The following is a 23291-nucleotide window of genomic DNA, read 5'->3' on the forward strand; positions in this document are numbered from 1 at the left end:
TCAAGCGCATGGGAGAGCCAGCTTTCACATTTCAAACTGCAGGTCGGATATCCTTCGGCCGCGGTGTGCGTGCTTCAGCGGCACATGATATTTCGTCCTTAGGCAGCAAGGTGTGTTTGGTGCGCGGGCAGTCCGTGGCATGGGTGGAGGTCCTCGCGGAGGAGCTATCCGCATTGGGCTGCACAACGACTCAAATCATGTGTCGGGCGGAGCCGGAAATTTCTGTGGTGGAGGCTGCGTTGGCCAAGATCCGTGCGACACGGGTTGAAGTCGTCGTCGCGGTCGGTGGCGGGTCCGTCATTGATCTAGGCAAAGCGCTCGCAGCGCTTGCACCGGGAAAAGGCCCCCTCATGGATCACCTCGAAGGCGTGGGCAAAGGTCTGCCGTTGCAAGCACCGCCACTGCCTTTTGTAGCGGTCCCAACGACGGCGGGAACGGGATCAGAAGTTACCAAGAACGCCGTGATTGGTGTGCCTCAGTCTGGACGCAAAGTCAGTTTGCGCGATGACAGGATGCTGCCGCGTCTGGCAATTGTTGATCCCGACCTGATGGACGGCGCGCCGCAATCGGTCACTCTGGCCTCTGGCTTGGACGCGCTGGTGCAGGTCATCGAACCCTATCTGAGCAATCGCAGCAATCTGATAACCGATGCCTTGTGCCGCGATGCGATTCCCAAAGCCGCGCATGCACTGGCGCGCCTTGTTGAGGGCGAAGATCGGCAGGCGCGGGATGACATGGCCTTCGCAAGCCTGTGTGGAGGCATAGCACTTGCAAACGCGGGTCTGGGGGCGGTGCATGGCCTCGCAGGTGCGATAGGCGGGCGCACTGGTGCGCCACATGGTCTGATCTGCGGCAGGCTCTTGGGCGGTGTCTTGCAAGCCAACCGGGATGAGTTGACACGGTTAAACCATGAGACTGCCCGGTTTTCAGAGGTGACGGACCATCTGTCCAGTGCTTTGGGAGTAACGACGCCAATCGATGCAACCGCATGGGCAGGTATGCTCGATGCTTGGGGCCTTGCGCGGTTGAGGCGCTGGATTACCCCTGATATTTGCCTGAAAACGATTGCTCAGGATGCGGCTGCCAGCTCGTCAATGCGGGCCAATCCCTGCCTCCTGTCACAAGCCGTTTTGGTGCGCGTCGTTCAAGCGGCTATGTAGGCGCGCCTTGTTTGTTGACGGCGTACGCGGCAAGCTATGTTCACGGGGCAAAGCGGCCCCTGCAAAATAGCCATTGAAATTCCGCTGGTTTTGTGATCGTTAGCGCTAACAAGTATACGATGCTGGTTGCCAGCAAATGCAGATGCAGTCTCAGGAGGATAGGATGTCCCATACGGTAGGTATCAACGGCTTTGGACGAATTGGGCGCGGTGTGTTGCGCGCATTGGTCGAAAACAAGGTTTCTGATGTGGAGGTCGTCGCCATAAACGATCTTTCCAGCCCCGAAACACTGGCACATCTGTTGAAATACGACAGTGTGCATGGCCGTTTTCAGGGTGACGTCGAGGTGCGCGATGACGCGCTCATCGTGAATGGCAAGCTGATCAGGGTGAGCGCATTGCGCGACCCGGCGGAACTGCCATGGGGCGATGTAGACGTCGCGATGGAATGCACGGGGTTTTTCACGGCGCGCGACAAAGCGGCGCTGCATCTCAGGAACGGATCGGGCCGGGTTTTGATCTCGGCACCCGGGGCGGATGCGGATCGCACCGTTGTCTTTGGCGTCAACGACCACGAGTTGACCAAGGATGATGTGATCGTCTCCAACGCCTCCTGCACGACAAACTGTCTGGCTCCTGTGGCGGCGGTTCTGGACAAGGCGGTTGGTATCAAAACCGGTTACATGACTACGATCCACGCCTATACCGGCGATCAGCCCTCCCACGATTCAGCCCATAAGGATCCCTACCGGGGCCGGGCGGCGGCCTTGTCGATGGTGCCGACTTCTACGGGTGCGGCCAAGGCCATCGCGCTGGTTCTGCCGCACCTCGAAGGACGTCTTGAAGGGTCCGCCGTGCGGGTACCGACACCAAATGTATCCTTGGTGGACCTGAGCTTCATGCCGGAAAAAGACACAACCGTCGAAGAAATCAACGCCGCGATCAAGGCTGCGGCTGATGGACCCATGCAGGGAATTCTGTCCTATGAAACGGACCCGATGGTATCGATTGATTTCAACCATGACCCGCATTCATCCTGCTTTGCCGCGCCGCAAACCAAAGTGACGCGCGACGGGCTGGTACGGGTGGTCACCTGGTATGACAATGAATGGGGATTTGCCAATCGCATGATTGATACCGGACGCAAACTGGCGGGCTTGGCCAAAAGCTGACGCGTGTCGGTCGTGTGAACGACACAGCCATTGGAGAAAGCGAAATGTCACTGAACGATACGATTGATCGCGTTACCCAGCGTATAATCGAACGCAGCCAGGGCCCGCGGGGCGACTATCTGGAGCGTATGAACGCGGCGCGGGTCAAGGGTCCGGCGCGGGCACATCTGAGCTGCAGCGGGCAGGCGCATGCCTACGCGGGTGCGGGTGAGGATCAGGGCAAGCTGGCACATCAGAGTGCCGGCAATCTTGGCATTGTCACCACGTATAACGACATGCTGTCCGCGCATCAGCCGTTCGAACGCTTCCCCGATCTGATCCGGGAAGCGGCGCGCGAAGCTGGCGGCACGGCACAGGTCGCAGGCGGCGTTCCGGCGATGTGTGACGGGGTGACACAAGGCGAACCGGGCATGGAACTCAGCCTGTTTTCGCGCGACGTCATTGCCATGGCGACTGCTGTCGCGATGAGCCACAACACATTTGATGCGGCCGTCTATCTTGGCGTTTGTGACAAAATCGTGCCGGGGCTGGTGATCGCAGCACAAACATTCGGCCATGTGCCGACGCTCTTTCTGCCCGCGGGTCCCATGACCTCGGGTCTGTCCAATGACGAAAAAAGCATGGTGCGCCAGAAGTTCGCTGCCGGGGAAGTGGGCCGCGCGGAATTGATGCAGGCCGAGATGGGCGCCTACCATGGGCCGGGGACCTGCACCTTTTACGGCACCGCAAACACCAACCAGATGCTGATGGAATTCATGGGGCTGCACCTTCCCGGCACCAGTTTTGTAACGCCGAATACCGGCCTGCGGGACGCGCTGACCAAAGCGGGGGCAAAACGTGCCTTGGCCATTTCTGATCTGGGCGACAGCTACACACCTGTGTGCGATATCCTGACCGAAAAGGCCTTTGTGAACGGGATTGTCGGGCTGAACGCGACCGGTGGGTCGACCAATCTGCTGATCCACCTTGTTGCGATGGCCCGTGCGGGAGGGATCATTCTGGACTGGCAGGATTTCTCGGATATCTCGGACGTAACGCCTCTGCTGGCGCGGGTCTATCCGAACGGTCTGGCCGATGTGAACCATTTCCACGCGGCGGGTGGTCTCGGCTATATGATCCGGGAACTTCTTGGGGCGGGGCTGCTGCATGCGGACACAAAAACCGTCGCGGGCGGGGGGCTGGAGCTTTACACGCAGGAACCAAAGTTGATCGCGGGCGAGGTCGTCTGGGAACAGGGGACCGAAGAAAGCCTCAACATGAAGATCGTGCGCCCTGCAGCAGATCCGTTTCAGGCGACAGGGGGCCTCAAGCGGCTGTCTGGCTCTTTGGGCAACGCGGTGATCAAGGCGTCGGCGGTCAAACCAGAACATCAGATCGTTGAGGCGCCGGTGCGCGTCTTTCATGATCAGGACTCGGTCAAAAACGCCTGTCGGGCCGGTGAAATCACGCAAGACACCATTATTGTCGTGCGCTTTCAGGGCCCCAAAGCCAATGGGATGCCGGAATTACACAGCCTGACGCCCGCCTTGAAAAACCTTCAGGCCAAAGGGCTTAACGTGGCCCTCGTCACGGATGGGCGGATGTCCGGTGCCTCGGGCTCCGTGCCTGCGGCCATCCATGTCAGCCCCGAAGCGCTGGATGGCGGGGCAATTGCGAAATTGCAGGATGGTGACATTGTGCGCGTGGATGCGGTTGCTGGTGTGCTTGAAATCCTGACGGATGGCGTGTTGGAGCGCGCAGTTGCGCAGGCTGATATGTCGGGTAACTACTTCGGTCTGGGGCGCGAGCTATTCGCCAATTTCCGCCGTCAGGTGGGCTCAGCCGATACCGGTGCCTGCGCATTGTTTTAAGAAAGGAAGACGTTGATGACCCCTCAGGAAGCAAGCAGACGCGCCCGCGAAATCTGTAGCCTTGCACCCATTGTGCCCGTTCTGGTCGTGGAGGATGCAAGCAAAGCGAGGCCATTGGCCGAAGCGCTGGTCGCTGGCGGATTGCCTGCCCTTGAGGTTACGCTGAGAACGCCCGCAGCCCTTGAGGTGATCGCCGAAATGGCGCAGGTCAAAGGCGGTGTGGTTGGGGCAGGTACGCTTGTCACGCCGGATGACGTGCGCGCCGCGAAAGAGGCCGGGGCAACCTTTGGTGTTTCGCCGGGGGCGACGGACGACCTGATTGATGCCTGTGAGGCGCTGGATCTACCACTTTTGGCAGGGGCTGCCACGGCGACCGAAGCGATGCGCCTGTTGGCGCGGGGCTATGACATGCTCAAGTTTTTCCCGGCTGAGGCATCGGGTGGCGCACCCGCGCTCAAAGCCATCGGCGCGCCCTTGCCGCAGATTTCATTTTGCCCGACGGGCGGTGTCAGCCCAGCAAATGCGGAAAGTTATTTGACGTTGCCGAATGTCCTTTGTGCTGGTGGCAGTTGGGTCGCGCCCGCAAATTTGGTTGCGCAAAACGACTGGGCGAGCATTGAAGGCCTCGCGAAAGCGGCCAGCACATTGGGCCAATAAGGCGTTCTGGACAGTTGTTAGTATAGGAATAGCGGAATGATACTGTGCTGCGGCGAAGCGCTGATTGACATGATCCCGACGCCCACCAGCGCGGGCGCGGACGGGTTTGTCCCACATTCAGGTGGCGCGATTTTCAATACCGCCATCGGTCTGGGGCGTCTTGGTGTTCCGACCGGCTTTCTGACCGGGTTGTCGACGGACCTATTCGGGGAACAGCTGGTATCGGACCTCATCGCCAGCCATGTGAACGCCGATTACGCGGTGCGATCAGATTTGCCAACCACGCTGGCCTTCGTGCGGCTGACAGGGGGGCAGGCCACCTACACATTTTATGATGAAAATTCCGCTGGCCGCGGCTTGCAGCCAGATCAATTGCCGCAGATATCACCGGATGTCACCGCGCTTTACTTTGGCGGGATCAGCCTGATCAGCGAGCCTTGCGCGGAGTTCTACGCGGCATTGGCCCTGCGTGACAGCGCGCAGCGGGTCATCATGCTGGATCCGAACATCCGGCCCGGTTTTATCCGGGATGAAACACGCTACCGCGCCCGGCTGGATCGCATGATCGCTGTGGCCGATATCCTCAAGGTGTCGGACGAGGATCTGGACTGGATTGTACCGGGGTCTGGCACGCCAGAGGATAAGGCCATCGACATGACCGCAAAGGGGCCGCGCATCGTCATCGTCACACGTGGCAGCGCGGGGGCCTCGGCCTATTTCGCGGATGGTCGCGTGGTCACCGTCGCTGCACAAACGGCTGTTGTGGTTGATACGGTCGGTGCGGGCGATACATTCAATTCCGGTGTTCTGGCGCATCTGTCCATGGCCGGTCTGCTGAGCAAACCGCGCGTGCAGGACATTGGCCCCGCTGACATGGAAAACGCGTTGGCACTCGGTGCGCGCGTGGCAGCAGTCACCGTCGCCCGGGCCGGTGCAAACCCGCCCTGGGCACAGGAACTGAATATATGAAAGCTGGTAACAGAGCCCTGAAAACTGTTACGCCCGTTGAAATGAGCTAAGGTGCGCATGTCCGCGCCACAAACGAGAGTATATGATTGCGATGCCCACACCGAGTATATCTGCCCCGTCCGTTGATGATTTTAGCGCGGCGATCCTGCGCCACCTGAAACTGTCGTTGGGCAAGGATCCTGATCATGCGTCGCTCTATGACTGGCGCATGTCTCTGGCGCTGAGCTTGCGTGATTATGTGGTGGACCCTTGGTTTGACAGCACCAGAAAGACCTATGAGGCACGTGGCAAGCGCGTCTATTACCTGTCGATGGAATTTTTGATTGGCCGTCTGATTGAAGATGTGGCTGTCAATCTGGGGCTGGAAGAGATCGCCGAAGACGCCATCACAGCCCTTGGTCAACACTATGGGGATGTGGTTGCAAACGAGCCGGACGCTGCCTTGGGCAACGGCGGGCTGGGGCGTTTGGCGGCCTGTTTCATGGATTCGCTGTCGACCCTTGGGATACCAGCCTACGGCTATGGTATCCGCTACGAACATGGTCTTTTTGAACAGCATTTTGAAGACGGGGCGCAGATCGAAACCGCCGAAACTTGGCTTTCACAGGCGCATGTCTGGGAATTTGAGCGTCCCGAAGTCGCCTATCCCATTCATTTTGGTGGCCATGTGGCGGATGAGAACGGCAAGACCGTCTGGCACGCGGGCGAAACGGTCATGGCCTCGGCCTATGACACGCCCGTGGTCGGCTGGCAGGGGCGGTGGGCAAACACGCTGCGTCTTTGGGCGGCGAAACCGACCACGAATTTCGATCTCGAGAGCTTTAACCGCGGCGATTATATTGCCGCCAGCGCACCCGAGGCACTAGCACGCACGATCAGCCGGGTGCTCTATCCGGATGACACCACCGACGTTGGCAAAGAGCTGCGCCTGAAACAGGAATACTTCTTTACCTCCGCCTCCCTGCAGGATTTGCTGCGCCGCTTCCTCAGTGAGGGTGGAGCGCTCAAGGATCTGTCAGATCACGTCGCGATCCAGCTGAATGATACGCACCCGGCGATTGCGGGCCCTGAGCTTGTGCGCCTGTTGATTGATGAGCACCAGTTTGAAGTGTCGCAGGCCATCACGACCGCGCGCGCCTGTCTCGCCTACACAAACCACACGCTGCTGCCCGAAGCGCTGGAACGCTGGCCCGAAGACCTGTTCGCGCGCGTCCTGCCGCGCCATCACCGCATCATCCAACTGATCGAGGCGGCACATTTCGCCACGGCAGGGGACACTGTGCGCATCTTTGAGCATGGCGAGGTGAAAATGGGGGAGCTGGCGTTCGTCATGGCCCATCACGTCAATGGTGTGTCCGCGCTGCATTCCGAGCTGGTAAAGGAAACGGTGTTTTCTGACCTGAACGCGGCCTATCCGGGGCGGATCATCAATCAGACCAATGGAATAACGCCGCGCCGCTGGCTTTATTCCTGCAACAGACCGCTGCGCACGCTGATCAACGACACGATCGGGACCGCATGGCCGGACAATCTGGATCAGCTTTCGGGTTTGACACCGCACGTGGATGACAGTGCTTTCCTCGAACGGTTTCAGGCCGCCAAAGACACGAACAAAGTGCAATTGGCCAATTGGCTTAAGGCGCGCAATGGGGTCAGCATCGACCCCGCCGCCATGTTTGACGTGCAGATCAAGCGCATCCATGAATACAAGCGCCAGTTGATGAACCTGCTGGAAACGGTTGCCCTGTGGAATGATATCCGAGCCAATCCAAATGGCGGTTGGACACCGCGCGTCAAGCTGTTCGGCGGCAAGGCGGCACCGGGGTATGTGGTTGCAAAAGAGATCATTCACCTGATCAATGATGCCGCACGCGTCATCAATGCAGACCCGGTCACGCGTGAATTTCTGCAAATTGTCTATCCGGAAAACTACAATGTCTCCATGGCCGAGATGCTGATCCCGGCGGCTGACCTGTCAGAACAGATCTCGACCGCCGGAAAGGAAGCGTCTGGCACAGGCAATATGAAATTTGCCCTGAACGGCGCGCCCACAATCGGCACGCTCGATGGCGCGAATGTGGAAATCCGCGACTGTGTCGGGGCTGAGAATTTCTTTTTGTTCGGTCTGACGGCGGCAGAGGTCACGGCGCGCCGGGCGGAGCCTGACTATGCCCGCACCGCAATTGCTGCGAGCCCCCGATTGAGCGAAGTGCTGGATCAGATCAAATCAGGATTGTTTTCCGGTGGAGATACAGATCGCTACGTGAACCTTGTGAATGGCCTTTATGATCACGATTATTTCCTCGTGACCTGTGATTTTGACGCCTATTTCGCGGCGCAACGGCAGGTTGATACGGCCTTTGCTGACAGCCGCCACTGGACGCGGATGGCCGCGTTGAACACGGCGCGCGTGGGGTGGTTCTCCTCCGACAGAACCATCAGCGGTTACGCCAAGGACATCTGGCAGGCCCATAGCCTGCTGGAACAACGCGACGCTGATCAGAACGTCGCCTGAAGGAAAGAATGCTGTGAACATCTCAGTAACAGACGCTGAAAAGCTTGCTGAGGGGCGTCACAGCAATCCGTTTTCGATACTTGGCCTGCATGAGGTTTCGGGAAAGCTCTGCGTGCGGGCTTTCCTGCCCGGTGCGGATGCTGTCGAGGCAATCGACCCAAAGACCGGGCGTGCAATCGTGAAACTCGATCCCACGGAAACGCCGGGCCTTTTTGCCGGCACTGCTGCGCGGCGCAAAAAACGATTTGCCTACCACCTGCGTGTCACACAAGGCGCGCATCAGTGGCAGATGGATGATCCGTATCGTTTTGGTCCTGTCATGGGCGATATGGATGAGTACCTCCTCGGCGAAGGATCACATCGGCAACTGTGGACTGCACTGGGTGCTCATGTGATTACTCATGAAGGGGTTACGGGCACGCATTTCGCCGTCTGGGCGCCAAATGCCGCCCGTGTGTCGGTGGTTGGGGAGTTCAACGTCTGGGATGGCCGTCGCACCGTGATGCGCCAGCGCGGTGCCAGCGGTGTCTGGGAGATCTTCATCCCGGGCATCAGCGATGGTGAGATTTACAAATACGAAATCATGACCGCAGACGGATCAATTTTGCCGCAAAAGGCGGATCCCGTCGGATTTGGGTCAGAGCACCCCCCGCGCACCGGATCGGTCGTGCGCAAGATTGACGGTTATGCATGGGACGACAGCCCGTGGATGTCCCGGCGCGCGCAGTTGCAGCGCATCAACCAGCCTATTTCGATCTATGAAGTGCACCTTGGATCGTGGCGGCGTGTGCCGGAAGACGCAAATCGCCCGCTTAGCTATATCGAACTGGCTGAGCAACTGGTCGCCTATGTCAAGGATATGGGATTTACTCATATCGAATTGATGCCGATCTCGGAGTTTCCCTTTGATGGCTCGTGGGGATATCAGCCGGTTGGTCTTTTCGCGCCGACGATCCGGCACGGCACAGTTGATGAGTTCCGCGCGCTGATATCGGCCTGTCATCGCGAAAACATCGGCGTGATCCTCGATTGGGTGCCGGGGCATTTTCCCGAGGATGCGCATGGGTTGGGCAAGTTTGACGGCACAGCCCTTTATGAGCATGCGGACCGCAAGGAAGGGTTCCATCCCGACTGGAACACGCTTGTCTTCAATTACGGGCGTGCCGAAGTCGCAAACTATCTGGCGGCGAACGCGCTTTATTGGCTGCAGGAACATCACGTCGATGGCCTGCGTGTCGATGCCGTCGCCTCGATGCTATATCGCGACTATTCCCGCAAGGACGGCGAATGGATTCCGAATAAGGACGGCGGGCGCGAAAACTACGAAGCCATTTCATTTTTGCAAAAGGTGAACACTGAAACCTACGGCGAGGTTTCCGGGATCATGACCATTGCCGAAGAATCCACCGCGTTCCCGGGCGTGAGCGCGCCGGTGGACGCGGGGGGCCTCGGCTTTGGGTTCAAGTGGAACATGGGCTGGATGAACGATACGCTGAGTTACATGCAGCAGGATCCGATCCACCGAAAATACCACCACGACAAGATGACCTTTGGCTTGCACTATGCCTTTTCCGAAAACTTCATCCTGCCGCTCAGCCATGATGAAGTTGTGCATGGCAAAGGCGCTTTGCTGGACAAAATGCCGGGGCAGGGCGATGATAAATTCGCTAACCTGCGCGCCTATTATGGCTTTATGTGGGGGCATCCGGGCAAAAAGCTGCTGTTTATGGGCTGCGAGTTTGCACAGGGCATCGAGTGGAACCACGACAGCAGTCTTGACTGGCATCTGTTGGACCACCCGCAACACCGCGGTATGCAAAATCTTGTGCGTGATCTGAACGCGCTCTACCGGAATAGCGCGGCGCTCTACGCGTTGGATTGCGCGCCACAAGGCTTTGAATGGGTTGACGAAAATAACGCTGAGGCGTCAGTCTTTGCCTGGCTTCGACATGGTGGGGATGGCGTCGCACCGATGCTGGTGGTGAGCAATTTCACACCGGTTGCGCGATCGAATTATCGTCTCGGCGTCCCAAATGCCGGACGGTGGGTGGAGCGGCTGAATACCAATGCGGATTGCTATGGCGGTACCGGTCTGGGCAATTTGGGTGGAGTGCATAGCGCAGAGATTGCGGCGGACGGCAAGGCATTTTCGATCGAAGTGGTTCTGCCTCCGCTCACGACACTGTTTTTTCAGTTGGAAGGTATTTGACGACGCCCGCAAAGAGGCAATTACACTTTAGGGGAGGACGACACGATGAACAGAGAAGAGCAACGATTGGCGCAACAGACCATGGCCTTTGTTCTGGCCGGGGGGCGGGGCAGCCGCCTTTATGAGCTGACGGACCGGCGCGCCAAGCCTGCGATGTACTTCGGTGGCAAGAGCAGGATCATCGATTTTCCCCTGTCCAATGCCGTGAATTCCGGAATCAGGCGGATCGGGGTCGCAACCCAATACAAGGCGCATTCGCTGATCCGACACCTGCAACGGGGCTGGAGTTTCTTTCGCGCGGAACGCAACGAGTCGCTCGACATTCTGCCTGCCTCGCAACAGATGAATGATGAAAACTGGTACAAGGGCACGGCCGATGCGGTCGCCCAGAACAAAGACATCATCGAAGGGTACGGCCCGAAATACATCATCATTCTGGCGGGCGATCACATCTACAAGCAAGACTATGCGGAGATGATCCGCCATCACGTAGACAGCGGTGCCGATGTCACCGTCGGCTGTATCGAAGTGCCGCGCATGGAAGCCACCGGTTTCGGCGTGATGAAAGTGGACACCGAAGACCGCATTCTCGATTTCGTCGAAAAACCCAGTGATCCGCCCGCGATGCCAGGACATCCCGACCAGGCTTTGGCCAGCATGGGGATCTATGTCTTTGAAACTGAATACCTTTTCAAAATCATGGAAGATTGTGCAGCAACGCCGGGGTATTCCCATGATTTCGGCAGTGATATCATTCCGCTGATTGTGCGAACAGGAAAGGCCGTCGCGCACCCCTTCAGTCGCTCATGCGTTCTCACGGTAAACGAGGAAGCCCCCTATTGGCGTGATGTTGGCACGGTTGATGCCTTCTGGCAGGCCAACCTTGATCTGACGGATTTCAAACCGGCGTTGGACCTATACGATACCGAATGGCCGATTTGGACCTATTCGGAACTCACCGCGCCGGCAAAATTCATCCATAACGAAGAGGGGCGCAGGGGATCTGCGGTGTCTTCCATGGTCTCTGGCGGGTGTATCATCTCTGGGTCCAGTCTTGAGCGCTGCTTGCTCTTCACCGGCGTGCGCACGCATTCGTTTTCGCAACTGCAAGGGGTGGTGAGCATGCCCTATGCGGTGATCAATCGCAATGCACGTCTGACCAATGTGGTAGTGGATCGCGGTGTGGTCATTCCACAAGGGCTGGTCGTGGGTGAAGACGCAGCCCTTGATGCAGAGCGGTTTCGGCGCACTGAAAGTGGCGTCTGCCTGATTACGCAACCGATGATCGACAAGCTGGATATGTAACGTGAAAGTACTTTTTGTGGCGTCGGAATGTGCGCCGTTTGTCAAAACGGGCGGTCTGGCGGATGTGATCGGCGCGGTTCCCAAAGCGCTTGCGCCTCTGGGGGTTGAGGCGCGCGTGATGCTGCCGCTTTATCCGGCTTTGAAGAAAATGTCAGTCAAAGGCCAGACGGTGTGGAAAACGCCTGACCTGCACGGGGGCAAGGCGCGTCTCATCCACCTTGTGGCGGAGGGACTTGATTTGCTGCTCCTTGATGCGCCGCATCTTTTTGATCGGGGCGGTAGTATCTATCAGAATGCGGATGGTGAGGATTGGCCCGATAATGCCCTTCGTTTCGGGGCGTTATCTTATGTCGCCGCTGAAGTTGCGGCAAACGGCGTCGCAGGCTGGCAGCCGGATATCGTGCATGCGCATGACTGGCAGGCGGGACTGGTCCCGGCCTATCTGCATCAGATGAACGCGCCAACGCCGCCCTGCGTGTTGACGATCCACAACATCGCGTTTCAAGGACTTTGTGCAGCCGATCTGATGGAACCTCTCGGGCTGGATGATGCGCTTTATACCCAGGACGGGGTCGAGTTTTACGGCAACCTTGGGTTCTTGAAAGCTGGCGTTGCATTTGCCGACAAGATTACGACCGTCAGCCCCACCTACGCGCGCGAGATCATGCATCCGGAATTTGGCATGGGCCTTGAGGGGTTGCTGAGCGCGCGGGCGCGTGATGTCAGCGGCATTCTGAACGGTATCGACCTTGATGTCTGGAACCCGGAAACTGACCCGGTGTTGCCCAACCCGTATTCGGTCAAGCGTCTGAAACCAAAGCAGCAAAGCCACAAAGCGGTGATTGAGCGGTTCGGCCTGACACCGCCTGAGTACGCGCCGCTGTTTTGTGTGATCAGCCGGTTGACCACGCAGAAAGGCGTCGACGTGCTTCTCGATGTGTTGCCCGGCCTTGTGGCGCGTGGCGCGCGGCTTGCGGTGCTGGGCAGTGGGGATCGCGACCTTGAGGCGGGCTTTGTCGCCGCCGCGCATCGCTTTCCGGGGGCTGTTGGGGTGATCATCGGATATGACGAGGATTTGTCCCATTTGATGCAGGGGGGCAGTGACGCGATCCTGATCCCGTCGCGGTTTGAACCATGTGGCCTCACGCAGCTTTACGGGTTGCGCTATGGCACAGTGCCGGTCGTGGCGCGCACCGGCGGGCTGGCCGACACCATCGTCGACGCAAACGAAGCCGCTCTTGCTGCGAATTGTGCGACGGGTGTGCAATTTGCGCCGGTGACACCGTCCGCGCTGTCCCATGCCATCGACCACTGTTGCGATCTTTTCGAGCAGCCGAAAATCTGGTCCGGGATGATGCGACGCGCAATGCGCCACCCCGTCGGCTGGGAGACTTCCTCCAAAGCCTATCTTGAGGTTTACGACAGCCTTCTGGGCGGATAACCCAACCTCATGGAATATCAGATCACATCCGGGAGCCCGCTGCGCATGGGCGCGCATCATGATGGGCGTGGCGTGAATTTTGCCGTGTTTTCGGCGCATGCCAGTCAGATTGATCTGTGTTTGTTTTCGCCAGACGGACGCACGCAGGTCGCGCGCCTGCCTTTGCCGGAACGCAGTGGCGATATCTGGCACGGTTATCTGCAGGGACTGCCGCTTGGTACTGTCTACGGATACCGCGCCCATGGGGTCTATGAGCCCGAGCAGGGGCACCGGTTTAACCCCAATAAACTCTTGTTGGATCCCTATACCCGGCAGCTGTGCGGCGCGTTTGCCGATAATCCTGCGATGCTTGGCTATGTCGAAGGGGACGCCGCGGAAGATCTGTCTTTTGATCCGCGCGATTCCGCGCCCTATGTTGCCAAGTCGATTGTCAGCGACCCCGCGCTTTTTGCGAAAATTACCGATCAGCCACAGACGCCTTGGGAAGACACGTTGATCTACGAAGCGCATGTCAAAGGTCTGACGGCACAAAACGACCGCATTTCCGCTGCTACCCGCGGCACATACGAAGCGCTGGCCAGTGATGAAATGCTGGACCACTTCGAGCAGCTAGGCGTCACAGCGCTTGAACTTCTGCCGGTACATGCCTTTCTGAACGATAGTTTTCTACTTGAGAAAAGTCTCACAAACTACTGGGGTTACAATACAATTGGCTTTTTCGCACCCGAGCCGCGATATTTTGGCCCCGAAGGGATCGCAGGTTTTCAGCGGATGGTGCGACGGCTGCATTCTGCCGGGATCGAGGTCATTCTGGATGTGGTCTACAACCATACGGCCGAGGGCGATCAGCGCGGCCCGACGCTGAGTTTTCGAGGTCTCGATAATGCCTCCTACTATCGGCTGACCGATGAGGACGCTCGATATTACGTGAATGACACGGGTACGGGCAACACGCTGAATGTCGCGCACCCTCAGGTGCTGCGCATGGTGCTCGACAGCCTGCGCTTCTGGGTCGAGCACATGGGCGTCGACGGGTTTCGTTTCGATCTGGCAACAACGCTGGCACGCGAAGCGGATGGGTTTGACCCGCAGGGTGGGTTCATGGATGCGCTGCGTCAGGACCCTGTGCTGGCCGGGGTCAAACTGATCGCGGAACCTTGGGATATCGGACCCGGCGGATACCAGTTGGGGGCATACCCGCCCGAATTTGCCGAATGGAACGACGCGTATCGTGATACGGTTCGCCGCTTCTGGAAAGGCGACAGCCACAGCGCGCAGGACCTTGCCGCGCGGTTGCTGGGCTCTGCTGAAGTGTTTGATCACCGTGGGCGGCGTGCGTGGTCGTCGGTGAACTTCATCGCAGCGCATGACGGGTTCACGCTGGCGGATACAACGAGTTATGCCAAGCGGCACAATCAGGCAAACCGCGAGGGAAACCGAGACGGACATCATACCAATCATTCGGACCCTTGTGGCGTGGAAGGGCCCACATCTGACCCGGATATTCTGGCCAGACGCGCGAGACGGCAACGCAACATGCTTGCCACGATGTTTTTGTCACAAGGCACCCCGATGCTGCTTGCGGGCGATGAAATGGGCAATGGGCAGGCGGGCAACAACAATGCCTATTGTCAGGATAATGCCATCGGATGGGTCGACTGGCAGGCAGATCAATCCGGCCTTGCCCACTTTGTCAAAGAGCTTTCCGCGTTCAGGGCCGCCCATCCGGTGCTGCGCCAGACGCGGTTTCTGCACGGGGCAATGCGTGTCAGCGATGGGCTGCCCGATGTGGCGTGGTTTGATGTCTCGGGCGCTGCCCCTGACTGGCATGATCCGGGGTTATCGACGTTTTGTCTAATGTTGCGCGGGTCCGCGGATGCGGTGGTTAATACGGTCCATGATGATGCGGTGCTGGTGATCATAAACCGCGCGCCTGAGGCTGTGAAACTCAGGCTGCCAGACACGCCAGACGCGCAGGGCTGGAAGGTCGGGCTTCGAACCGGGGCCGCATCCAGCGTCGCCAAAGTCGAAGCGGAATTCGTGGTCGAGGCCGAAGAAGTTGTCGCCCTGACGCTCGCGCCTGTGGATGACGCGCATGAACGCTGATCTGTATTTGTCCCAGCTCGCTGCGGAAGTGGGTGTTTTCGCCGAGTTTAACGACATGCAGGGCGTCACTCATGTGACCTCGCCGGAAACGCAAGCTGCTCTGATACGCGCCAATGGATATAGCGCGCAAACACCGGCAGAAGTTCGCGAAACACTTGAGGCTCTGCGCGCTGAAAAGGACGCAGCCTACGTGCAGGATGAGATCGTCGTAGCCTGTGATCACCCGCAACACATCGTGTGTACCCGTCCGGTCGCGTGGTCGGTTTTGGCCGAAGGGTCGCATCAGGTTCTGGCAGAAGGACGGAGCGAGACGCATATTTCACTGCCCGCTTTGCCGATGGGGGTGCATGCTCTTGTGCTTAACGGCGCAAATGGTCCGCAGGAAGCCTGCCTGATCGCGGCACCTGCACAAGCCCCGTCACTGCAGCAGATCGCCCAAACGAAACGCTGCTGGGGGGTGATGGCAGCATTATACGGGCTTGGGTCACGCAGCGGACAACACATCGGTAGTTTTGCGGACCTGTCCGAGGCTGCCGCGATCTTTGGCCGATGTGGCGCGGGGTTTCTTGGTATCAACCCGGTACATGCGCTCGGGATGGCGGCGGGGGACACGATCAGCCCGTATTCCCCCACACATCGCGGCTTTCTCAACACCGACCATATCGCGCCTTTGACGCCAAACCCGGCTGAAACCCCAGTTGGTGATCTGCTGGATTATGCGCAGCATCGCCGGCTTCAGCGGCCTGCTTTGCAACGTGAGTTCGAAGCGTTTCTGGGCTACGCCACGGTGCCGGAAAGCAAAGCGTTCGATGCGTTTTGCGATGTCGAAGGGGCGCGACTGGTCGAGTTTGCAGTTTTCGAACAGGTCAGCCAGAAACATGGGCCCGATTGGCGCGACTGGCCGCAGGCTTTGCATGACCCGAAAAATGCACTGCACGAGACATCAAACGTGGATTTGATGTTTCACAAATGGCTGCAATGGCGCGCTGATACACAGCTTGATGTGGCACAACAGACGGCGCGTGCTGCGGGGATGGCGTTGGGGCTATACCTTGATCTGGCTGTGGGTGCGCGCGTCGGTGGCGCGGAAACCTGGGGCACAGAGACGGCCACCGCCGAGGGCGTATCCCTTGGTGCGCCGCCTGATCACCTCAGCCCGGCGGGACAGAACTGGCAGCTCGCGGCGCTTTCTCCGGTCAAGCTCAAGGCGACGCGCTATGCCGCCCTGCGCGCTATCCTTGCGAAAAACATGAAACACGCAGGCCTTATGCGGATAGACCACGCCTTGGGGCTGAGCCGCAGTTTCTGGATACCGCAGGATGGCAGCCCCGGTGCCTATATGCGTCAGCCGCTGAAGACACTGGTCGCACTGATCGCGATCGAGGCGCAGCGTGCCGGCACGGTGATTGTCGGCGAAGACCTCGGCCTTGTGCCCGATGGATTTCGTGCTGAGATGGCGGGGCATGGCTTTTATGGCTATTCCGTGCTGCAATATGAAAAAGACGCAAAAGGCGTGCTTTTGCCACCGGATCGTTTGCGCGCGCAGTCTCTTGCTTGCTTTGGCACGCATGACACACCGACGCTGTCGGGTTTCTGGCAGGGGCGTGATATTGACTGGTGGCACCGTCTTGGCTGGATTGATGAAGGCGCGGCAGCGCGTGCGCGGCGTTCCCGGTCAAAGGAAAAGCGGCAATTGTCGGCGATACCCGCACCTGAACGCCTGCCTAAAGATGTGACGGCGGCTGTGCGAGACAAGGTGCATGCGGACTTGGCTGCATCGCCTGCAGCTTTGGTGGCAGTGCAGCTTGACGATGTTTTATCTTTGACAGAGGCTCAGAATCTGCCGGGCACGATTGACGCGCACCCGAACTGGCGGCGGCGGTACCCGGTGAGCGGTGCAGCACTCGCCAAGAATAAAGCGTTGAAGGCCACGGGCATGATCATGGCCCGTGCGGGACGAAACATAGCAGACCGAAAGGAAGATGGATGACCCTGTCGAGCATACAAAAAGGCCCTTTTGAGGGTCAGAAACCCGGCACGTCGGGGCTGCGCAAGAAGACCCGGGTATTCATGGAACCGGGCTATCTGGAGTGTTTTGTGCAATCCACCTTCAATGCAATCGGTGGGGTCGCGGGCAAATCACTGGTCATCGGCGGCGATGGTCGGTTCTATAATGACAAGGCGATCCAGATCATCCTGAAGATGGCCGCGGCCAATGGCGCGGCGCTGGCGATTGTCGGGCAGGGCGGCTTACTGTCGACGCCTGCTGTCTCTCATCTGATCCGCAAACGCAAAACCGACGGCGGGCTGATCCTGTCGGCCAGCCATAATCCCGGCGGTATCGATGAGGATTTCGGCATCAAATACAATGTTGCCAATGGCGGCCCGGCACCTGAATCCGTGACCGCCAGCATGTTCGATGAAACGCTCAAGATCACCGAATACAGAATATCGGATGCGCCGGATATCGCGTTGGACCAGATTGGCCAGTACCAAATCGGCGAGATGCGGATTGAGATCATTGATCCGGTCTCTGATTATGCTGCCCTGATGGAAGACCTGTTCGATTTTGACAAGATCAAAGGGCTGTTTTCGGGTGGGTTTACAATGCGGTTTGATGCGATGCACGCCGTCACCGGACCCTATGCAAAGGCTATTCTGGAAGACCAGCTTGGCGCGGCGGCCGGATCGGTGATCAATGCGGTCCCCAGCGAGGATTTTGGCGGTGGTCACCCCGACCCGAACCCTGTCTGGGCCAAAGTGCTGATGGATGAGATGATGTCGCCTGCCGCCCCCGATTTCGGTGCGGCCTCTGACGGGGACGGGGACCGCAACATGATTGTCGGGCGTGGCACCTATGTGACGCCCTCCGATAGTCTCGCCGTTCTGGCGGCCAATGCGCATCTGGCACCTGCTTATGCAGCGGGGCTTGCGGGCGTGGCGCGCTCCATGCCCACAAGTGCTGCAAGTGACCGCGTCGCTGAAAAGCTGGGTATCAACAGCTTTGAGACACCGACGGGTTGGAAGTTCTTTGGCAATCTGCTGGACGCGGGCAAGGTCACGCTCTGCGGTGAAGAGAGCGCCGGTACAGGCTCAGATCATGTGCGTGAAAAGGACGGACTGTGGGCGGTCTTGCTTTGGCTGAACATTCTCGCGGTGCGTCAGCAATCCGTGGCGGATATTCTTAAGGACCATTGGGCAGAATACGGTCGGAACTATTATTCACGCCATGACTATGAGGCTGTGCCGACAGAGGCGGCCAATGCCCTGATGGCCCAGCTGGAGGCGAAGTTTGACGCTTTGCCCGGCACGGTCTGGTCAGGATTGACGGTTACCACTGCAGATAGTTTTTCCTATCATGACCCGGTGGATGGTTCGGTCAGTCACAATCAGGGATTGCGGATCAGCTTTGGCGGTGGCGCACGCGCTGTTTTGCGGCTGTCCGGGACGGGCACGGAAGGCGCAACGCTGCGTGTCTATCTGGAGCAATATGCGGGGCCAGAGGCTGATCATTCGTTGACGGCCGAGGCCGCATTGGCATCTGTACGCGCGGCAGTTATCGAAATGACCGCCATGCACTCCCACATTGGCCGCACGGAACCGAACGTGCGCACATGAAGTCACTGCCGCGTGCTAAATCGCAACCCAAGCCACACCAGCGGCGGGCAGGGTCAGGCCATCAAACTCACAGGGTGCATCGCCGTAGTTGAAATAGAAACGGTGCGTTTTGGTCTCTCGGCAGCGCAGGCCTTTGGGCATTTGCCGTGTTTCTATCCCGCAGCGGGCGGCGGCATCGGCGATCAGATGATCCCAGAGCGCTGCATCCGGCCAACCGCCCAGATACGAAAGCGCCCCGCTTGAGACCACCAATGCGGCCCCATCCGCATCCTGCAGGGTTACCTGCGCAGACCCCTCCAAGGTCTCAACCCAATGCTGCATAACACCGATCCCCGGAACGGTGCGGTGCGCGCCAGGTGGCAGGCTTTCCACCCGCGTCACGGTCACATCCAGACCCGGCAGACCGGGGCCCATTGGGGTCGGTATCGTCAGCTCTTCTGTGACGCAATTGCTGCGTGGCCCAACAATGGCGGTCGCCTGGCCAAGGGCATGGCGCAGACTGTCGGGCAGTGTGGCGAGGCCAGGCACCAGCACCAGCCTGTACCCGGACAGATCAGATGTGGTGGACGGCAGGATATCGACCGACAACCCGCGCTTGCGCAGCGCACGATAGGCATTGAGCATCAGTCCAAAATATGTGAACCCGGCGCCTTGTGGCAGCGTGGCCCACGCCCATTCTGATGGATAATCAAAGATCAGAGCGACCTGCGCTTGCTGCACAGATACCTCAGGCATTGCGCTGATTTCTGTTGCGACGGCTTCTGCCTCGGCCAGCCCGGGGGCGGCCGCATCGTCAGGCCGCAGCAATCCAGAGTGCATCTGTTCCTGCGCAAACGGGGCTTGTCGCCATCGAAAATAACTGACCACTTCTGCCCCATGGGCAAAGGCCTCCCACGTCCAGAGCCGGACCATGCCGGGCAGCGGGGCAGGGTTGTGCGGTGCCCAGTTGACGGGCCCCGGCTGCTGCTCCATCACCCACCAGCGGCCGTCCTTGCCGACCGCCCGGTACAGGTCGTGGTGAAAGGCCTGCATATCCGGATCACCCTGCTGCAAATAGCGGGATTTATGCGCCGGCGTCGCCTCCAGCCGGTCAGAGAGAAACCCGATCGGATAGCTGTCCCAACTTGCGATTTCAATCGAGCGTCCAACCTCGAAATGGTCAAAATCCAGCACCCGGCCCATGTAGTTGTGGATCAGCGGCGCATCGGTATGGGCGCGCAGGGCGTCGACCTGTGCCATGTGATAGGCAACCACCTGATCGGAACTGAAACGGCGAAAGGCCAGCGCGTGGCTTGGGTTGGGTTCTGTGACCGTCAGGTTGGGCAAATTCACCTGCGCAAAACTTTCGTATTCCATCGACCAGAACACATTGCCCCAAGCGGTATTCAGCGCGTCGATCGTACCATAGCGCGTGGCGAGCCAATCCTGAAAGGCGAGGCGCGCGGCCTCCGAATAGGACAGAACGGTGTCGTGGCAGCCGTATTCGTTATCCAACTGCCATGCGTGAATGTGCGGATCTTGTCCGTATCTTCGTCCCAAAACATCAGCAATCGCGGCGGAGGCTTTGCGATAGCCTGCATGGCTAAAGCAATAGTGCCGCCGTGAGCCGAAATTGCGCGTTCGCCCCAGTGCATCGACGGCCAGCATGTCCGGAAACCGATCCAGCATCCAGCGTGGCGGGGTACAGGTCGGTGTGCCCAACACGATTTTCAGGCCAGCACTGGCCAAAACATCAATCGCCCGGTCCAGCCAGTCAAAGGTGAAACGCCCCGGCTCCGGTTCCATCCGGCTCCATGCGAATTCGCCTATGCGGACCCATGTGATGCCTGCCGATACCATGCGTGCGGCGTCTTTGGCCCACATGTCTTCGGGCCAGTGTTCAGGGTAATAGCAGACGCCAAGGGCGCGTTTCAGCGGCGCGCTCATAATATGACCTGCGGTTCCGGCAGGCCTGCGCCGACCCCTTTTATGGCAAAAGTCATACCATGCTGGGTCGCCTTTCCATCTGATGTCTCAGGCAGGCCATTGGCCGATGAGGTGACAAAGAGAGTATCCATGTTATCTCCGCCGAAGGCCGGGCAGGTCACGTTTTGCGCTGGCAGTGAAATGCTGCGTTCAAGCTGTCCCTGCGCGTTGAAACACATCACTTTGCCAGCCCCCCACATGGCAATCCAAATATGGCACGCTGCATCCATCTGCGCACCGTCCGGGTTCAGCCCGTCCTGCGTCAGGTCAAGAAACACAGATACCTCACCTTGCGGCCAGCCATCGCTATCCAGCTGCGTTCTCATCACCTTCTGCGTCGCGGTATCGGTGAAATAGGCGCAGCTTTTGTCAGGCGCGAAACAGATCGCATTCGGGATTGTGATCTGGCCGAACAGCCTGCGCAGCGATCCTTTGAAATACCGATAGATTGCGCCGGCTTCATATTGTGCATCACGCCCCATGGTGCTGATCCAGAACCCTCCCCATGGGTCAGCGCGCCCGTCGTTGGGTCGCGTCTCCGTGCGGTCCTGTTCAAGGGGGGCGATCAGGCGGCGCTGTTGCGTGCGCAGATCAAACTGCCACAAACCCGTAGCAGAGGCGACAAGAAGCGTCCTGTCATCTACCCAACCAGCCGCTGACACGGTTTCGTCAAAGAGCCAGTGCCGCAGGCCAGTTTCGTCCCTGCTCAGAAGCGCGTTTTCCAGAATATCAAACCAAAACAACTGACGGCGCTGTGGATGCCAGAGTGCCCCTTCGCCGAGCGTGCAGACGCGGGCATCATGGACCTGCGCCGTCATGCAACGGCTTCCCGATAGGCGGAGACGATGCCACGGGCGTTTTCTGCAACCTGTTGCGCGCTCATACCGGGCTTGAACAGGGCAGACCCCAGTCCGAACCCATCCGCGCTCGCGTCGATCCAGGTTTGAAAGTTTTCAGGACCCGCTCCACCGACAGCATAAACGAGGGTTCCCGCAGGCAGAATTGCACGCATGGCGGCCAACCCCGACGGGCCGGCCATCGCACCGGGAAAGAGTTTCAGCCCATCAGCCCCAGCCTTGAGCGCTGAAAAGGCTTCGGTGGGGGTGAATATGCCGGGCCAGCTTTGCATGTCCCGTGCTTTGGTGGCTCTGATCACATCGGGGTCACAATTGGGCGATACAATCAGTTTGCCCCCTGCATCTGCCACCGCCGCGACGTGTTCGGTGTCCAAAACAGTGCCGGCACCTATCAACGCGGCATCGCTCAATTCCCGCGCCAGACGGGTGATGCTTTCCAACGGGTCGGGCGAGTTCAGGGGCACTTCGATCTGTGTGATCCCGACATCGACTAAGGCATGGGCGACGCTGCAAACCTCATCGGGGGTCACACCGCGCAGAATGGCAATAAGAGGCAAGGTCATGTGCAGGCTTTCAGTTGTCGGTGGGCGGCCGTTAACCCGGCCAGAGTGGCACGTTCCGCATCGACCATGGTTGCGGGCACGCCCTGTGCGCTCAGCGCTGTCTGATAGGCGTGCGCCTGCGGGTTCATGCCCAGAATTGCCAGATTTTGTCCCAGCCAATAAGGGCGTGTGGCGGCGATTTCCATGCCGATCAGATATCCTGACAATGTCGCACGGGCGTTGTCCGGCGCGGTCAGGCTCAGCAAATCACCCGCCCGCAGCGCAAAGAGCTTGGCAGCCACGCGTTCGGGACGGCTCAGGCTGTCGGCGACGGCGTCCTGAAACACGGCCTCATCCCATGTGTCTGGCGCGACCGAGTGACGCAAAACTGAAACCTCGCTGAGCAGAGCAAAGATTTCGCCCGTCATAAAGGTCTGAAAACTCACGACTTCACCGGCACTCAGATGCACCCATTTGGTATGCGTGCCCGGCATGCACAACACGCCGTCCCATTGCGGGTTGAGGCTGAGAAACCCTGCGATTTGCGTTTCTTCACCGCGCATCACGTCAGGGGGCGCGTTTTGGGACAGGCCTGATACGATATGAACGCGCTGACCGGTGTGCATCGTGATTTGCGTCAGCCCGTCGGCAATGGGCGCGCAAGGCACCGCGCGGTAGGGGGCTTCTGCCCAGCCTTGCCGCGACCCCACCATGCCACAGGCGATGATGGCACCCAAGCCATCATGTATCCAAGGGTCGATCAGTGTGCGCAGCGCCGGTTCAAAGCCTGTCGGTTCGAGCTTGCTCATCCCGGCATCCGAAGCTGCGCGCGCCAGAACCGTAGCCCCCTGCATCGCAAAGGCGCGCAGGTTCGACGTGCCCCAATCCAGGGCGATCCACTCTGGTGTGCATGTCCCGCTCATTGT

Annotated in this window: 16 protein-coding genes; 12 read left to right on the forward strand and 4 right to left on the reverse strand. The window is 59.1% G+C overall.

The features are described from left to right. The first annotated feature begins 8 nt into the window (after positions 1-8). From K5Q35_RS02675 to K5Q35_RS02730, 12 genes are all read left to right on the forward strand, one after another. Positions 9-1160 (forward strand): iron-containing alcohol dehydrogenase, encoded by a 1152-nt coding sequence (locus K5Q35_RS02675; RefSeq protein ID WP_220798342.1) that lies wholly within the window; start codon positions 9-11, stop codon positions 1158-1160. A gap of 163 nt (positions 1161-1323) precedes the next feature. After that, on the forward strand, positions 1324-2331 hold the full coding sequence (gene gap / locus K5Q35_RS02680) for a type I glyceraldehyde-3-phosphate dehydrogenase (RefSeq protein WP_220798343.1): 1008 nt from the start codon (positions 1324-1326) through the stop codon (positions 2329-2331). Positions 2332-2375: 44 nt separating this feature from the next. Continuing rightward, positions 2376-4181 (forward strand): phosphogluconate dehydratase, encoded by a 1806-nt coding sequence (gene edd / locus K5Q35_RS02685; RefSeq protein ID WP_220798344.1) that lies wholly within the window; start codon positions 2376-2378, stop codon positions 4179-4181. A gap of 15 nt (positions 4182-4196) precedes the next feature. Further along, positions 4197-4838, forward strand: a complete 642-nt coding sequence (gene eda / locus K5Q35_RS02690; RefSeq protein WP_220798345.1) for a bifunctional 4-hydroxy-2-oxoglutarate aldolase/2-dehydro-3-deoxy-phosphogluconate aldolase — start codon at positions 4197-4199, stop codon at positions 4836-4838. 36 nt (positions 4839-4874) lie between these two features. Further along, the gene (locus tag K5Q35_RS02695; RefSeq protein WP_220798346.1) at positions 4875-5807 is read left to right on the forward strand and encodes a carbohydrate kinase; all 933 of its coding nucleotides are present in this window, start codon (positions 4875-4877) and stop codon (positions 5805-5807) included. Between the two features lie 82 nt (positions 5808-5889). Then, positions 5890-8322 carry a glycogen/starch/alpha-glucan phosphorylase gene (locus K5Q35_RS02700; RefSeq protein ID WP_374758568.1) on the forward strand — a complete coding sequence of 811 codons (2433 nt, stop codon included), beginning with the start codon at positions 5890-5892 and terminating at the stop codon, positions 8320-8322. A gap of 13 nt (positions 8323-8335) precedes the next feature. Next, positions 8336-10531, forward strand: coding sequence for a 1,4-alpha-glucan branching protein GlgB (glgB, locus tag K5Q35_RS02705; RefSeq protein ID WP_220798347.1), 2196 nt, complete (start codon positions 8336-8338; stop codon positions 10529-10531). Between the two features lie 45 nt (positions 10532-10576). Continuing rightward, the gene (gene glgC / locus K5Q35_RS02710) at positions 10577-11836 is read left to right on the forward strand and encodes a glucose-1-phosphate adenylyltransferase (RefSeq protein ID WP_220798348.1); all 1260 of its coding nucleotides are present in this window, start codon (positions 10577-10579) and stop codon (positions 11834-11836) included. 1 nt (position 11837) lies between these two features. Next, positions 11838-13277 (forward strand): glycogen synthase GlgA, encoded by a 1440-nt coding sequence (glgA, locus tag K5Q35_RS02715; RefSeq protein ID WP_220798349.1) that lies wholly within the window; start codon positions 11838-11840, stop codon positions 13275-13277. Positions 13278-13286: 9 nt separating this feature from the next. Continuing rightward, the gene (gene glgX, locus K5Q35_RS02720) at positions 13287-15383 is read left to right on the forward strand and encodes a glycogen debranching protein GlgX (RefSeq protein WP_220798350.1); all 2097 of its coding nucleotides are present in this window, start codon (positions 13287-13289) and stop codon (positions 15381-15383) included. Beyond that, the gene (malQ, locus tag K5Q35_RS02725) at positions 15373-17373 is read left to right on the forward strand and encodes a 4-alpha-glucanotransferase (RefSeq protein WP_220798351.1); all 2001 of its coding nucleotides are present in this window, start codon (positions 15373-15375) and stop codon (positions 17371-17373) included. The genes glgX and malQ overlap by 11 nt, the downstream gene beginning before the upstream one ends. Then, the gene (locus K5Q35_RS02730) at positions 17370-19001 is read left to right on the forward strand and encodes an alpha-D-glucose phosphate-specific phosphoglucomutase (RefSeq protein ID WP_013961499.1); all 1632 of its coding nucleotides are present in this window, start codon (positions 17370-17372) and stop codon (positions 18999-19001) included. The genes malQ and K5Q35_RS02730 overlap by 4 nt, the downstream gene beginning before the upstream one ends. Positions 19002-19016: 15 nt before the next feature. Here the strand turns inward: K5Q35_RS02730 and K5Q35_RS02735 are convergent, their stop codons facing one another. From K5Q35_RS02735 to K5Q35_RS02750, 4 genes are read right to left on the reverse strand one after another with little or no spacing between them, the layout of a single operon-like run. Continuing rightward, on the reverse strand, positions 19017-20927 hold the full coding sequence (locus K5Q35_RS02735; protein WP_220798352.1) for a beta-galactosidase: 1911 nt from the start codon (positions 20925-20927) through the stop codon (positions 19017-19019). Beyond that, complete coding sequence (locus K5Q35_RS02740) at positions 20924-21784, reverse strand: SMP-30/gluconolactonase/LRE family protein (RefSeq protein ID WP_220798353.1); 861 nt, start codon at positions 21782-21784, stop codon at positions 20924-20926. Before K5Q35_RS02740 ends, K5Q35_RS02735 begins: the two co-directional genes overlap by 4 nt. Beyond that, entirely contained in the window at positions 21781-22386 is a 606-nt protein-coding gene (locus K5Q35_RS02745; RefSeq protein WP_013961502.1) for a 2-dehydro-3-deoxy-6-phosphogalactonate aldolase, read from the reverse strand. The genes K5Q35_RS02740 and K5Q35_RS02745 overlap by 4 nt, the downstream gene beginning before the upstream one ends. Beyond that, a complete protein-coding gene (locus K5Q35_RS02750) occupies positions 22383-23288 on the reverse strand; it encodes a 2-dehydro-3-deoxygalactonokinase (RefSeq protein ID WP_220798354.1) in 906 nt (301 codons plus the stop codon). The genes K5Q35_RS02745 and K5Q35_RS02750 overlap by 4 nt, the downstream gene beginning before the upstream one ends. Between the last annotated feature and the right edge of the window lie 3 nt (positions 23289-23291).

Origin of the sequence: Roseobacter sp. OBYS 0001 (assembly GCF_019654895.1) — a bacterium.
GTDB classification, from domain to species: Bacteria; Pseudomonadota; Alphaproteobacteria; order Rhodobacterales; family Rhodobacteraceae; genus Roseobacter; species Roseobacter litoralis.